Annotated in this window: 11 protein-coding genes and 1 rRNA gene; 5 read left to right on the top strand and 7 right to left on the bottom strand. The window is 72.6% G+C overall.

Features of this window, described 5'->3' with window-relative positions:
- The first annotated feature begins 166 nt into the window (after positions 1-166).
- Positions 167-283, top strand: a 5S ribosomal RNA gene (gene rrf, locus C2142_RS12115).
- Positions 284-411: 128 nt separating this feature from the next.
- Here the strand turns inward: rrf and C2142_RS12110 are convergent.
- Together C2142_RS12110 and C2142_RS12105 are read right to left on the bottom strand one after the other, a co-directional pair.
- A complete protein-coding gene (locus tag C2142_RS12110) occupies positions 412-864 on the bottom strand; it encodes a GNAT family N-acetyltransferase (protein WP_148642654.1) in 453 nt (150 codons plus the stop codon).
- A gap of 154 nt (positions 865-1,018) precedes the next feature.
- A complete protein-coding gene (locus C2142_RS12105; RefSeq protein ID WP_148642653.1) occupies positions 1,019-1,807 on the bottom strand; it encodes a VOC family protein in 789 nt (262 codons plus the stop codon).
- Between the two features lie 165 nt (positions 1,808-1,972).
- Here C2142_RS12105 and C2142_RS12100 point away from each other — a divergent pair, with 165 nt between their 5' ends.
- The 3 genes from C2142_RS12100 to C2142_RS12090 all read left to right on the top strand — a co-directional run bounded on the left by C2142_RS12100 (position 1,973) and on the right by C2142_RS12090 (position 6,958).
- Positions 1,973-4,210 (top strand): ATP-dependent RecD-like DNA helicase, encoded by a 2,238-nt coding sequence (locus C2142_RS12100; protein ID WP_148642652.1) that lies wholly within the window; start codon positions 1,973-1,975, stop codon positions 4,208-4,210.
- A 224-nt stretch (positions 4,211-4,434) separates the two neighbouring features.
- Entirely contained in the window at positions 4,435-5,724 is a 1,290-nt protein-coding gene (locus C2142_RS12095) for a citrate synthase (RefSeq protein ID WP_148642651.1), read from the top strand.
- Positions 5,725-6,238: 514 nt separating this feature from the next.
- The gene (locus tag C2142_RS12090) at positions 6,239-6,958 is read left to right on the top strand and encodes an SDR family oxidoreductase (protein ID WP_148642650.1); all 720 of its coding nucleotides are present in this window, start codon (positions 6,239-6,241) and stop codon (positions 6,956-6,958) included.
- A gap of 79 nt (positions 6,959-7,037) precedes the next feature.
- Here the strand turns inward: C2142_RS12090 and C2142_RS12085 are convergent, their stop codons facing one another.
- The 3 genes from C2142_RS12085 to C2142_RS12075 all read right to left on the bottom strand — a co-directional run bounded on the left by C2142_RS12085 (position 7,038) and on the right by C2142_RS12075 (position 10,798).
- Positions 7,038-9,332, bottom strand: a complete 2,295-nt coding sequence (locus C2142_RS12085) for a heavy metal translocating P-type ATPase (protein WP_148642649.1) — start codon at positions 9,330-9,332, stop codon at positions 7,038-7,040.
- Between the two features lie 70 nt (positions 9,333-9,402).
- Positions 9,403-9,621 carry a heavy-metal-associated domain-containing protein gene (locus C2142_RS12080; RefSeq protein WP_148642648.1) on the bottom strand — a complete coding sequence of 73 codons (219 nt, stop codon included), beginning with the start codon at positions 9,619-9,621 and terminating at the stop codon, positions 9,403-9,405.
- Positions 9,622-9,859: 238 nt separating this feature from the next.
- Complete coding sequence (locus C2142_RS12075; RefSeq protein WP_241002532.1) at positions 9,860-10,798, bottom strand: PrsW family glutamic-type intramembrane protease; 939 nt, start codon at positions 10,796-10,798, stop codon at positions 9,860-9,862.
- Positions 10,799-10,946: 148 nt separating this feature from the next.
- Here C2142_RS12075 and C2142_RS12070 point away from each other — a divergent pair, with 148 nt between their 5' ends.
- Complete coding sequence (locus tag C2142_RS12070) at positions 10,947-12,122, top strand: PP2C family protein-serine/threonine phosphatase (protein ID WP_241002531.1); 1,176 nt, start codon at positions 10,947-10,949, stop codon at positions 12,120-12,122.
- Here the strand turns inward: C2142_RS12070 and dhaL are convergent.
- Both dhaL and dhaK read right to left on the bottom strand, forming a co-directional pair.
- Positions 12,113-12,745, bottom strand: a complete 633-nt coding sequence (gene dhaL, locus C2142_RS12065) for a dihydroxyacetone kinase subunit DhaL (protein ID WP_148642645.1) — start codon at positions 12,743-12,745, stop codon at positions 12,113-12,115. The genes C2142_RS12070 and dhaL overlap by 10 nt on opposite strands.
- Positions 12,746-12,761: 16 nt before the next feature.
- The gene (gene dhaK, locus C2142_RS12060; RefSeq protein ID WP_148642644.1) at positions 12,762-13,757 is read right to left on the bottom strand and encodes a dihydroxyacetone kinase subunit DhaK; all 996 of its coding nucleotides are present in this window, start codon (positions 13,755-13,757) and stop codon (positions 12,762-12,764) included.
- Positions 13,758-13,775: the final 18 nt, after the last annotated feature.

Below are 13,775 nucleotides of genomic sequence, written 5' to 3'. Positions count from 1 at the left end.
AGACGACTGGGTTGATAGGCCGGATATGGAAGCCCCGTGAGGGGTGGAGTTGACCGGTACTAATAGGCCGAGGGCTTGTCCTCAGTTGCTCGCGTCCACTGTGTTGTTCTGAAACAACGACCCCATGACATGGCCTGTCATGGTGCGGCCGACAGTTTCATAGTGTTTCGGTGGTCATAGCGTGAGGGAAACGCCCGGTTACATTCCGAACCCGGAAGCTAAGCCTCACAGCGCCGATGGTACTGCAGGGGGGACCCTGTGGGAGAGTAGGACGCCGCCGAACGATCATTCACAGAGAACCCCCACCCGGATCCCGGGTGGGGGTTCTCTGCGTTTCCCGGAGTTCCGCGTTTCCCGGAATGGCGGCGCGGCGGAATCGGGTGCGCGCCGGGGGCGCGGCATGCATCCGGGTTACAGCGCGAGTTTGAAGCCGAGGTGCGAACCGACGAATCCGAGGCGCTCGTAGAACCGGTGGGCGTCGGTACGGGTCGCGTCGGAGGTGAGCTGGACGAGGTCGGCTCCGAGTTCGCGGGAACGGTCGACCGCCCACCGGATCAGTTCGGTGCCGAGGCCGCTGCCACGTTCGTCGGCGTGGATCCGGACCGCCTCGATGATCGTCCGGGTGGAGCCCTTGCGGGAGAGGCCGGGGACGACGGTCAGCTGGAGGGTGCCGACGGTCCGGCCGGCGCGCTCGGCGACGACCAGGTGCTGGTTCGGGTCGGTGTCGATACGGGCGAAGGCCTCGCGATAGAGGGTGAGGTCGTCGGGACTCTCGCGGGCGGCGCCCAGGGGGTCGTCGGCGAGCATGGCCACTATCGCGGGCAGGTCATCGGCGGTGGCCCGGCGGATCGTCAGGTCGGTCATGATCACAGCCTAGACGGGCGCGTGAGGCCCCGGCCCGCCCGTTGTCCGCCCTGCTTCTCACCCGCACCCCTGCGCGTGCCCCTCAGCGGCCGTCCAGGGCCGTCCAGGCCCTTTCGGGGCGGCGTCCGGCCTCCGTCGGTGGGGTGATCCGGCGTCACCCGCCTTCCACGGAGCTGGTGATGACCGCGAAGGCGGCGCCGTGCGGGTCGGTCAGCTGGGCGAGGCGGCCGACGCCGTGTACGTCGGCCGGGGCGGTGCGGACGGTCGCGCCGAGCTGTCCGGCGAGGGCGACGGCGGCGTCCACGTTGGGGACCTCGATGTAGGGGAGCCAGTGCGAGGTGGTGCCGGCGGCGGTGTGCTCGGGGCCGAGCTGCACGATGCCGCCGTGGGCGTCCTCCGTTCCGCCGCCGGCGGGGGTGAGGACGGTGTACATCACGTCGCCGAGCGGGACGTCCTGCTCCTGCCAGGAGAAGACGGCGCGGTAGAAGGCCTTGGCCGCTTCGGCGTCGACGCTGAAGCACTCGGCCCAGCAGAAGGTGCCGGGCTCGTCGACCGCGTCCAGGCCCGGGGTGTCGCGCGGTTCCCAGACGGCGAAGGCGGCGCCGGTCGGGTCGGTGTAGCCGGCCGCCCGTCCGTCGGTGAAGACGGTGAACGGGGCGAGGCGGACCTTGCCGCCGGCGGCCTCGACCAGTTCGGTGGTCCGGTCGGCGTCGGCGGTGCAGAAGTAGACCGTCCAGCCGGGGCGGGCCGCCTCGCCGCCCGGGCCGAGGGCGGCGACGGTGCGGCCGTCCTGCTGGAAGAAGCCGTAGCCGCCGGATTCCGGGCCGGCCGGTTCGAAGGTCCAGCCGAACACGGTGGAGTAGAAGGCGACGGAGGCGGGGGCGTCCGGGCTGGTGAGGTCGAGCCAGTTGGGCGAGCCGGGGGCGAAGGCGGTGGTGAGCATGGCGGTGCTCCTCGGGCGTTGCCGGTCGCGACGGGGCGCGGGCAGGGGGCGGGCAGGGGGCGGGCCCCCCTCCGGGGCTACCAGCCTGGCACCTGGTCCCGGGCTGTCGCACCCGGGCGGTACGGTGCGTAGCAGAACTGCACCCGCATTGGTGAAGGGGACCCGGTGGCCAGGCAGACGCAGCAGACGCAGCAGGGCCCGCCGCGCCAGCTCGCCCAGGTCGAGGGTGTGCTGGAGCGGATCACGTACGCCAACGAGGAGACCGGCTACACGGTCGCCCGGGTGGACACCGGTCGCGGCAGCAACGACCTGCTGACGGTGGTGGGCGCGCTGCTGGGGGCGCAGCCGGGGGAGTCGCTGCGGCTGCACGGGCGGTGGGGGTCGCACCCGCAGTACGGCAAGCAGTTCGTGGTGGAGAACTACACGACGGTGCTGCCCGCGACGATCCAGGGCATCCAGCGCTACCTCGGCTCGGGGCTGATCAAGGGGATCGGGCCGCGGTTCGCCGAGCGGATCGTCGAGCGCTTCGGGGTGGAGACCCTGGAGGTGATCGAGAACGAGCCGGGCCGGCTGATCGAGGTGCCGGGGCTCGGGCCGAAGCGGACGAAGAAGATCGCGGTGGCCTGGGAGGAGCAGAAGTCCATCAAGGAGGTGATGGTCTTCCTGCAGGGGGTCGGCGTCTCCACGTCCCTCGCGGTGCGGATCTACAAGCAGTACGGGGACGGCTCGATCGGGGTGGTGAAGAACGAGCCGTACCGGCTGGCGTCGGACGTCTGGGGCATCGGCTTCCTGACGGCGGACCGGATCGCGCAGGCGGTGGGGATCCCGCACGACAGCCCGGAGCGGGTGAAGGCGGGGCTGCAGTACGCGCTGTCGCAGAGCACCGACCAGGGGCACTGCTACCTGCCCGAGGAGCGGCTGATCGCGGACGGGGTGAAGCTGCTCCAGGTGGACGTGGGGCTGGTGATCGACTGCCTGGCGGAGCTGGTGGCCGCCGAGGGGGTGGTGCGGGAGTCGGTGCCGGGGGAGGGTGGCGAGCCGATCACCGCGGTGTACCTGGTGCCGTTCCACCGGGCGGAGATCTCGCTGGCCAACCAGCTGTTGCGGTTGCTGCGGGCGGATTCGGACCGGATGCCGTGGTTCGCGGACGTGGACTGGCCGGTGGCGCTGGGGTGGCTGGCGAAGCGGACCGGGGCGGAACTGGCACCGGAGCAGGAGCAGTCGGTGCGGCTGGCGCTGACCGAGAAGGTCGCGGTGCTGACGGGCGGTCCGGGCTGCGGCAAGTCGTTCACGGTGAAGTCGATCGTGACGCTGGCGCTGGCGAAGCGGGCCAAGGTGGTGCTGGCGGCGCCGACCGGCCGGGCGGCGAAGCGGCTGGCCGAGCTGACCGGGGTGGAGGCGTCGACGGTGCACCGGCTGTTGGAGCTGAGGCCGGGCGGGGACGCCGCGTACGACCGGGACCGGCCGTTGGACGCCGACCTGGTGGTGGTGGACGAGGCGTCGATGCTGGATCTGATCCTGGCGAACAAGCTGGTCAAGGCGGTGGCGCCGGGGGCGCACCTGTTGTTCGTGGGGGACGTGGACCAGCTGCCGTCGGTGGGCGCGGGCGAGGTGCTGCGGGACCTGCTGGCGGACGGCGGGCCGGTCCCGTCGGTGCGGCTGACCAGGATCTTCCGGCAGGCGCAGCAGTCGGGGGTGGTGACGAACGCGCACCGGATCAACGAGGGGCTGCCGCCGTTGACGGAGGGGCTGGCGGACTTCTTCCTGTTCGTGGAGGACGATGCCGAGCGCGCGGCCGGGCTGACGGTGGACGTGGTGGCGCGGCGGCTCCCGCAGCGGTTCGGGTTCGACCCGCGGCGGGACGTCCAGGTGCTGGCGCCGATGCACCGGGGGCCGGCCGGTGCGGGGAACCTGAACACGCTGTTGCAGGCGGCGGTGACGCCGGCCCGGGAGGGGCTGGCGGAGCGGCGTTTCGGCGGGCGGACGTTCCGGGTGGGGGACAAGGTGACGCAGATCCGGAACAACTACGACAAGGGGCGGAACGGGGTCTTCAACGGCACGGTGGGGGTGGTGACCTCGCTCAGCGTGGACGACCAGCGGCTGACCGTTCTCACCGACGAGGACGAGGAGGTGCCGTACGACTTCGACGAGCTGGACGAGTTGGCGCACGCGTACGCGGTGACGATCCACCGGTCGCAGGGGAGCGAGTACCCGGTCGTGGTGATTCCGGTCACCACGTCCGCGTGGACGATGCTCCAGCGGAACCTGCTCTACACGGCTGTGACCAGGGCAAGGAAACTGGTCGTGCTGGTCGGGTCACGCAAGGCGATCGGGCAGGCCGTTCGGACCGTCAGCGCAGGTCGGAGGCACGCCGCGCTGGATCATCGGCTGGCCACTGGATGATTCTCCAACGGATGGTTGCCTCTATTGTTCTCTTGACGTGAAGAGATTTACGGCAGAGCCTGGTGGGGTGCCGATCTTGTCCGGTTCGTACCGGCTGCGGCGGCAGGTTTTGTAGGGGCGGTCCCTTTCGGGCCACCCCGGGTGCGCGGCTGTCCGCCAGATGGGGGATGGTAGAGACAGTCAGGGCACCTTGGAAGAGGATTCATTTCGTCGGTGAGGAAGACGTGAGCGACAACTCGGTAGTACTGCGGTACCACGACGGCGAGTACGAGTACCCCGTCGTCGAGAGCACTGCGGGCAACGCCGGCTTCGACATCTCGAAGCTGCTCCCGCAGACCGGCCTGGTCACCCTGGACAACGGCTTCGGTAACACCGCCGCGTACAAGTCCGCGATCACCTTCGTGGACGGCGACAACGGCATCCTGCGCTACCGCGGCTACCCGATCGAGCAGCTCGCCGAGCAGGGCAGCTTCATCGAGACCGCGTACCTGCTGATCAACGGCGAGCTCCCGACGGCCGACCAGCTGTCGGAGTTCAACCGCGAGATCACCCAGCACACGCTGCTGCACGAGGACGTCAAGCGCTTCTACCAGGGCTTCCCGCGGGACGCCCACCCGATGGCGATGCTGTCGTCCGTGGTCGGCGCGCTGTCCACGTTCTACCAGGACAGCCACAACCCGTTCGACGCCGCCCAGCGTCACCTGTCGACGGTCCGTCTCCTGGCGAAGCTGCCGACCATCGCGGCCTACGCGTACAAGAAGTCGGTCGGCCAGCCGTTCGTCTACCCGCGTAACGACCTGAGCTACGTCGAGAACTTCCTGCGGATGACCTTCGCGGTGCCCGCCGAGGACTACGAGCTCAACCCGGTCGTCGTCAACGCCCTGGACAAGCTGCTGATCCTGCACGCGGACCACGAGCAGAACTGCTCGACCTCCACGGTCCGCCTGGTGGGCTCCAGCCACGCCAACCAGTTCGCCTCGATCTCGGCCGGCATCTCGGCGCTCTGGGGCCCGCTGCACGGCGGCGCCAACCAGGCTGTGCTGGAGATGCTGGAGAGCATCCAGAAGGACGGCGGCGACGTCGACGCGTTCATCCGCAAGGTGAAGAACCGCGAGGACGGCGTCAAGCTGATGGGCTTCGGCCACCGCGTGTACAAGGCGTTCGACCCGCGCGCCGCGCAGGTCAAGCTGCTGGCGCACGAGGTGCTCGGCCAGCTCGGCAAGTCCGACGAGCTGCTCGACATCGCGCTCAAGCTGGAGGAGCACGCGCTCAAGGACGACTTCTTCGTCTCGCGCAAGCTCTACCCGAACGTGGACTTCTACACCGGCCTGATCTACCGCGCCATGGGCTTCCCGACCAGCATGTTCACCGTGCTGTTCGCCCTCGGCCGGCTGCCGGGCTGGATCGCCCACTGGCACGAGATGATCAACGACCCGACCAGCCGGATCGGCCGTCCGCGCCAGATCTACACCGGCACCGCGATCCGCGACTACGTGGAGCTCGGGGCCCGCTGAGGCGCTCGCCGACGCAGGACCACGAAGGGCCCGGCCACCGGCCGGGCCCTTCGCCGTCACCCGCGAGGGTGGAAACGTACGGCGCACGACTCCGGGGGCGGCCGCAGCCCGGGACGGCCGCTCAAAGCGTCCCAGACCCGCCACTCCCCGGCGCCGTGCGCGAAGGCCGCCGACAGGTCGGCGACCGTCCCGGGGCCCGCCGGAGCCCCGTCGGCGGCAGTGGTGCCACGCGGAGACGTGAAGCCGTTCGCCACGTCATCGCCCACCGGAAAATCTGCCGCACTACCAACCTAAGACGTATCAGCGTGCGAGAAGTTACGCCCGGGGGGTGTGAGCTGCCTCTCGCCACGCTCCGTGTGCGCGCGGTGTCCGTCCCATATCACACCTTCTGCGGGCGGCTACGTCACCCTCCCCGCAGTGACGGCAACCGAGCGTGATAGTAATCGTGGCATTCCGGTACGGACCGCCCCGCACCCTCGCAGCGTGGCGGCGGAACTGGGGAGGGAGTGCGCAGATGGCCAGGAACGTGGTTGTCACCGGCGGTGGCACGGGGATCGGGTACGAGGTGGCCCGTCGCTTCGCCGAGGCGGGCGAACAGGTCGTGATCGTCGGCCGCCGGCGGGCGGTGCTCGAACAGGCCGCGGCCGGCCTCGGGCCGAACGTCACCCCGCTGGTCTGCGACCTCGCCGACCCGGACGCCGTCGAGGCCGCGCTCGGTGAACTGCCCGAGCGGATCGACGTGCTGGTGAACAACGCGGGCAGCCGGGAGACCGTGATCGGCGGCGGGCCGCACGCCCTGCTGGCCCGCTGGCGCGGCGACTTCGAGCGGAACGTGCTGACCGTGGTGCTGCTCACCGAGTCCGTCCGGGACCGGCTCACCCCGGGCACCGGCCGGGTGGTCACCGTCAGCTCGATCGCCGCGCTGCGCGGGGCCGGCTCGTACGGGGCCTCCAAGGCCTCGCTGCACGCCTGGAACCACTTCCTGGCCGCCCAGCTCGGGACGTCGGGCATCACCGCCAACATCGTCGCCCCGGGCACGGTGGCGGGCACCGAGTTCTTCGGCCCGCGGCTGGACGAGGCCGAGGTCTCCCGGCGGGCGGCCAGGACGCTGCTGGGCCGGATCGGGGAGGCCGGTGAGGTGGCTGCGGCGGTCTACTTCCTGGCCTCGCCGGAGGCCGGCTTCGTCACCGGGGAGATCCTGCACTGCAACGGCGGCGAGCTGCTGGGCCGTTGAACGGACGCGCCGATGCGGACGGGCCCGGACCACGAGGTGTGGTCCGGGCCCGTCCGTCCGTTTCCGGGCGGTCAGACCGTCAGGCGGCCTGGAAGCGGCGCAGCCGGAGGCTGTTGGTCACCACGAAGACCGAGGAGAAGGCCATCGTGGCGCCGGCGATCATCGGGTTGAGCAGCCCGGCGGCGGCGAGCGGGATCGCGGCGACGTTGTAGCCGAAGGCCCAGAAGAGGTTGCCCCTGATGGTGGCCAGGGTCCGGCGGGAGAGCCGGATGGCGTCCGCGGCGGAGCGCAGGTCGCCCCGGACCAGGGTGAGGTCGCCGGCCTCGATGGCGGCGTCGGTGCCGGTGCCCATGGCCAGGCCCAGGTCGGCCTGGGCGAGGGCGGCCGCGTCGTTGACGCCGTCACCGACCATGGCGACGACCCGGCCCTCCGCCTGGAGGCGCCGCACGGTGGCGACTTTCTCCTCCGGCAGCACCTCGGCGATCACGTCCTCCGGTCCGATGCCGACCTCGGCGGCCACGGCCGCGGCCACGGCGGCGTTGTCGCCGGTCAGCAGGACCGGGCGCAGGCCCAGCCCGCGCAGGTCGGCGACGGCCTCGGCGCTGGTGGGCTTGACCGCGTCGGCGACCTCCAGCACGGCGCGCGCGGCACCGTCCCAGCCGACCGCGACGACCGTGCGGCCGGCGGCCTCGGCGTCCGCCTCGGCCCGGGCGAGTTCCGGCGGGAGCGGCAGCGCGCGCCCGGCCAGCAGGGAGGCGCGCCCGGCGACCACGGTGCGGCCCTCGACGGTGCCCTGCACGCCGAGGCCGGGGAGGTTCTCGAACTCCTCCACGGCGGGCGGCTCGCCCGTCCGGGCGGCGGCGGCCGCGGCGATCGCGGCGGCGATCGGGTGCTCGGAGGCGTGCTCGACGGCGCCGGCCAGCCGCAGGGCCTCGGTCTCGGTGACGCCCTCGGCGGTGTGGACGGCGAGCAGGGTCATCCGGCCGGTGGTGACGGTGCCGGTCTTGTCCAGGACGACGGTGTCCACCCGGCGGGTCGACTCCAGGACCTCGGGGCCCTTGATCAGGATGCCGAGCTGGGCGCCGCGGCCGGTGCCGACCATCAGGGCGGTCGGGGTGGCCAGGCCGAGGGCGCACGGGCAGGCGATGATCAGTACGGCGACGGCCGCGGTGAAGGCCTCGGTGGGGTTGTCGGTGGCCAGCAGCCACCCGACCAGGGTGGCGAGCGCGATCAGGATGACCGCCGGCACGAAGACGGCGGAGATCCGGTCGGCCAGCCGCTGGACGGCGGCCTTGCCGTTCTGGGCCTCCTCGACCAGCCGGGCCATCCGGGCGAGCCTGGTGTCGGCGCCGACCCGGGTGGCCTCGACCACCAGGCGGCCGCCGGCGTTGACGGTGGCGCCGGTGACGGCGTCGCCGACGGCGACCTCGGCGGGCACGGACTCGCCGGTCAGCATCGAGGCGTCCACGGCGGAGGCCCCCTCGACGACCACGCCGTCGGTGGCGATCTTCTCGCCCGGGCGGACCACGAAGCGCGTCCCGACGGTCAGCCGGTCCACCGGCAGCCGGACCTCGCGCCCGCTCCCGCCCCCGCCCGTGTCCTCCTGGAGGACGGAGACGTCCTTGGCGCCGAGGTCGAGCAGGGCGTGCAGGGCGGCACCGGCCCGGCGCTTGGAGCGTGCCTCCAGGTAGCGGCCGAGCAGGATCAGCACGGTGACGCCGGCGGCCGTCTCCAGGTACAGGGTGGACGAGGCGTCGGTGGCGCCGACCGAGAGCGAGAACGGGTGCCGCATCCCGGGCATGCCGGCGTCGCCCCAGAACAGGGCCCAGAACGACCAGCCGAAGGCGGCCAGGGTGCCGAGCGAGACCAGGGTGTCCATGGTCGCGGCGCCGTGTTTGAGGTTGGTCCAGGCGGCGCGGTGGAACGGCAGCCCGCCGTGGACGACCACCGGGCCGGTGAGCGCGAAGGCCAGCCACTGCCAGTTGGTGAACTGCATCGACGGGATCATCGACAGCATGACCACCGGGACGCTGAGCACGGCGCTGACCAGCAGGCGGTCCAGCAGGGGGTCGGCCGGGGGCTGCCCGGGCGCGGTGTCCGGCGTGGCGGTCGCGGGCTCGGGGGCGGCCGGCGGCGGGGGGAGCTCGGCGGTGTAGCCGGTGTTCTCGATGGTGGCGATCAGGTCGGCCACGCCGACCCCAGGCCCGAAGTCGACCCGGGCCTTCTCGGTGGCGTAGTTGACGCTGGCCTGGACGCCGTCCATCCGGTTGAGCTTCTTCTCGATCCGGGCGGCGCAGGAGGCGCAGGTCATCCCGCCGATGGACAGCTCGACGCGGTCCGTCAGTCCGGCCACTCCCGGGGCGGAGGTGCTCATGATGATCATCTCCTCGGTCGGAGGGTACGGCGGGAGCGCCGGGTGCGGGCCCCCGCCGTACGCGCGGGGCTCAGACGGACCGGCCGACCAGCTCGTAGCCGGCCTCGTCGACGGCCGCGCGGACCTGCTCGTCGTCCAGCTCGGCCGTCGCGAGGAGCGTCACGGTGCCGGCCTTGGCGTCGGCCGCCACCTCGGTGACACCGGTGAGGGCGGAGAGCTCCTTGCTGACCGAGCTCTCGCAGTGGCCGCAGCTCATGCCGGTCACGGTGTAGGTGATGGTGCTGGACATCGGGGCCTCCAGGAGGTCTGGATCGCCGCGGGCGTGCGCCCGGGCTGCTCTGCTGATAACACCATACCCCTGCGGGGTATTCCCCGGGGAAGGGGTGGCGTGGTGCGGATCGCGCCCGGCCGCCGGGGCGGCGCGCACGCGGTCCGAGAGCTGAGCGTATGCGCCTGGACACGCCGCGCCCGAATCCGCGCCGGGTGGCGGGCGGATTCGGGCGCGGTCCGCGCCGGCGCGGGGCGGCTCAGGCGGGCGCCGCCGGGTACTGGGCCGGGATCGCCGCGCGCTCGCGGCGGACCAGCAGCCGCAGCCAGACCAGGCCTCCGAGCGCGACCACGACCAGCCCCAGGGTGTCGTACAGCGTGTAGAGGTGGACCTGCCCGCTGGTCGGGTCCGGCATGTGGCCGAGGTCGAACAGGGTGCGCTGCCAGTCGCTGGTGGTGGTCCTCGCGACCAGCCAGACCGCGATGCCGCTCGTCGAGTCCCAGAGTGCGTGCAGCAGGGCGACGCCGAGATAGGTGAGCACGACCGGAAGCGTGAGGCGGAAGCGGCCGCCGCGCCGCTCGCGGAACAGCACCCCGCCGAGGATCGCCGTCCACAGGATGTGGCCGACCGGCGCCAGCACCCCGCGCAGGATCTCGGTCTCCACCAGGTTTCTCAGTGAGAGGCCCTGGAGGCTGAGTACGGCGTTGAACGCGTAGCCGGCGCTCTCGAAGGCGGCGAAGCCGGCGCCGACGGTGGCGCCCAGCGCCAGTCCGTAGCGCAGTCCGCCGACCCGCAGGTGCCGGCAGATCAGGACCAGGGAGGCGAGCTTGACCGCCTCCTCGATCAGGCCGACGCCGAGGTACATCCAGACCGAGGGGGAGAGCAGGTAGGTCTCCAGCGCCGAGGCGCCGAGGACGCCGATGATGCCGCCGACGCCGAAGCAGGCGAGGATCCGGTCCGCGCCCAGGTCGGCGGCGTAGCGCTCGTACACCCAGGCGACCATCGTGGCCGGTACGAGGAAGCTGCCGAGGAGCACGATCGTCGGCACCAGGTTGCTGTTGCCGGTGACGAAGGTGACGGCGACGGTGGCGACCCAGAGCAGTAAGCCGGTCAGGAAGACCCTGGGCCACTGGTCGGGGCGCGCCGCCGTGCGCGCCGGCGGGCCGGAGATGTGGCGGGTGTTGCGGTATTCGGACACCGGTGATGGCCTCCCTTGCCTAGCCGCTTTAGCCGCACTGTATGACAAATCGGTCATTTTGGTACCGATTGGCCCAGTGCGGGGCCGGCGGGTCGGGCCGTCCCCGGGTGCGGGGGTGGGGTGGCTGATCGTCCGTTATGTTCGACATGTGTTCCCGATCCGTCGAGCCCAGTCACCCACGGCCCCGACGGCCGCGGGGCTGCCGCCGGACCGCAAGCGCGGCGCCCTGCTGGCCGCCGACCTCCAGGACGTGCCGTTCTGGCGCCGGGCCACGCCGGCCGTGGTCGCGACCCTGCTGGTCGGCCTGGCCGACCTGCTCTCCGGCAAGGACCGCTACCTCGCGCCGCTGATGACGGTCGTCCCCATCATCGCCGCGCTCACCCTGCGCCCGCTCGAACTGCTGCTGGTCTGCTCCTTCGGCCTGTTCGCGGTGTTCGGCCTCAGCCACTACGACGAGGTCGACAACGTCAACGACGAGCGCTTCCTCTACGGCGCGATGGTCAGCTACCTGCTGCTCACCGTGTTCTCCGCCTGGGTCGCCCACATCAGGATGCGCCGGGCCGCGGCCTTCGCGGCCGTCAGCTCCGTCGCCGAGGCCGCCCAGCGGGCGCTGCTGCGCCTGCCCGGCCCGGTCGTCGGGCCGCTGAACCTCGCGGTGCGGTACGTCTCCGCCGCCGACGCCTCGCGCATCGGCGGGGACCTCTACTCCGTCCTGGAGACCCCGCACGGCACCCGGGTGGCGGTCGGGGACGTCCGCGGCAAGGGGCTGGGCGCCGTCCAGACCGCCGCCGTGGTGCTCGGCGCCTTCCGCGAGGCCGCGTACGACGAGTCCGGGCTGCGCGGGGTGGCCGCCCGGATCGAGGCCAGCGTCGAGCGGCACGCGCCGGACGGAGAGTTCACCACCGCCCTGTTCGCCGAGTTCCGCACGCCGGGCGTGATGGAGCTGCTCCAGTACGGGCACGTCCCGCCGATCCGGGTGGACCCGGACGGCGGGGTGCACGTCCTCCACGCGCCCGACCCGTGGGTCCCGCTCGGCCTCGGCCGGCTCGCCGCCGGCGAGCCGGCCAGCTGGAACCAGCCGTTCGGCGGGGAGGACGTGCTGGTGCTCTGCACCGACGGCGTGGTCGAGGCCCGGCACCGCAGGAACGGCGGGTTCTACCCGCTGGCGGAGCGGGTCGGCCCGCTGGTGCGGGGCGCGGCCCGCTCCTCGGCGGAGCTGGAGGCGGCGGTCGGCCGGGTCTACGCCGACCTGCTGGAGCACACCGGCGGGGAGCTGAACGACGACGCCCTGCTGCTCCTGATCACCCGGACCGATCAGGCCTGAGCCGCGGTGACCTCGGCGAGGGCGCGGAAGACCAGGGCGGTGGAGGCCGCGCCCGGGTCCTGGTGGCCGACGCTGCGCGGGCCCAGGTAGGAGGCCCGGCCCTTGCGGGCCTGGAGCGGGACGGTGTCCAGCGCGCCCTGCCCGGCCGCGTCCGCCGCCGCCCCGGCCGCCCGGGGCAGGTCGGCGCCGGCCGCCACCGCGGCCCGGTAGGCGGCCAGCGCCGGGGTCCAGGCGTCCACGATGGTCTTGTCGCCCGGCTCGGCCCTGCCGAGGCCGCGCACCGCCTGGAGCCCGGCCGCCAGCGCCTCACCGAACGCGGCCGGACCCGCCGGACCGGGCAGGGCGGCGCCCAGGGCGCGGAAGGCCTTCCCGTACAGCGGGCCGGAGGCCCCGCCGACCTTGGAGATCAGCGTGGTGCCGGTCCTAGTCAGCACCGCCCCCGGGCCGGCCGGGTCGAGGCCGTCCAGCGCGGCCAGTACGGCGGTGAAGCCGCGCCGGAGGTTGCTGCCGTGGTCGCCGTCGCCGATCGCGGAGTCCAGCTCGGTGAGCCGCTGCGCCTCCTTCTCCACGGCGGCGGCGATCGCGCGCACCCAGGCCTCGGCGAGCGGGGTGTCGAAGTCCATGTCCGTTTCCCCTCGCTCAGGCCCGCTTGAGGGCGGGGGTGTCGGCCGGCGCGTCCCAGAGCTCCAGCAGCTCGGCGTCGGCCCGGGTCAGGGTGAGCGAGAAGCCCGCCATGTCCAGGCTGGTGACGTAGTTGCCGACCAGGCTGCGGGCCACCGTGATGCCGCGCCCGGCCAGCCGGGCGGCCACCTCGCCGAAGACGATGTACAGCTCCAGCAGCGGGGTGGCGCCGAGACCGTTCACCAGGGCGATCACCTCGTCGCCCGCGGTCAGGTGGTGGTCGGTGAGGATCGTCTCCACCACCTCGGCGGCCAGCTCGCGGGCCGGGCGGAGCTTCTCCCGGCGGCGGCCGGGCTCGCCGTGGATGCCGACACCGACCTCGATCTCGTCCTCCGGCAGGTCGAAGCCGGGCTTGCCCGCCGCGGGGACGGTCGCGGCGGTCAGCGCGATCGCGAAGGAGCGGGAGGCGGCGTTCACCCGCTCGCCCAGGGCGGCCACCTCGTCCAGGGTGGCGCCGCGCTCGGCCAGCGCACCCGCCGTCTTCTCCACCAGCACGGTCGCGCCGGTGCCGCGGCGCCCGGCCGTCCACGTCGAGTCCTCGACCGCGACGTCGTCGTCGACCAGCACCGTGCGGACCTCGATGCCCTCCTCAGCGGCCAGTTCGGCGGCCAGCTCGAAGTTCATCACGTCGCCCGTGTAGTTCTTCACCACGAGGACCACGCCCGCGCCGGAGTCCACGGCCTTCGCCGCGGCCAGCACCTGGTCCGGTACCGGGGAGGTGAAGACCTCGCCGGGACAGGCGGCGTCCAGCATGCCCCGGCCGACGAAGCCGCCGTGCAGCGGCTCGTGGCCGGACCCTCCGCCGGAGACCAGCGCGACCTTCGGCGCGGCCGGCCGGACGGCACGGGTGATCACCCGGTTCGCGAGGTCCACCGTCAACTCCGGGTGGGCGGCGGCGACTCCGGCCAGCGCGTCCTCCAGGACGCTCTCCGGGGTGTTGATCAGCTTCTTCACGGCGCTTCGCTCCCTCGG

It is taken from the genome of Streptomyces sp. CB01881 (assembly GCF_002953255.1).
Lineage (GTDB): Bacteria > Actinomycetota > Actinomycetes > Streptomycetales > Streptomycetaceae > Kitasatospora.
This window is presented reverse-complemented; position numbering and strand designations above follow the sequence as displayed.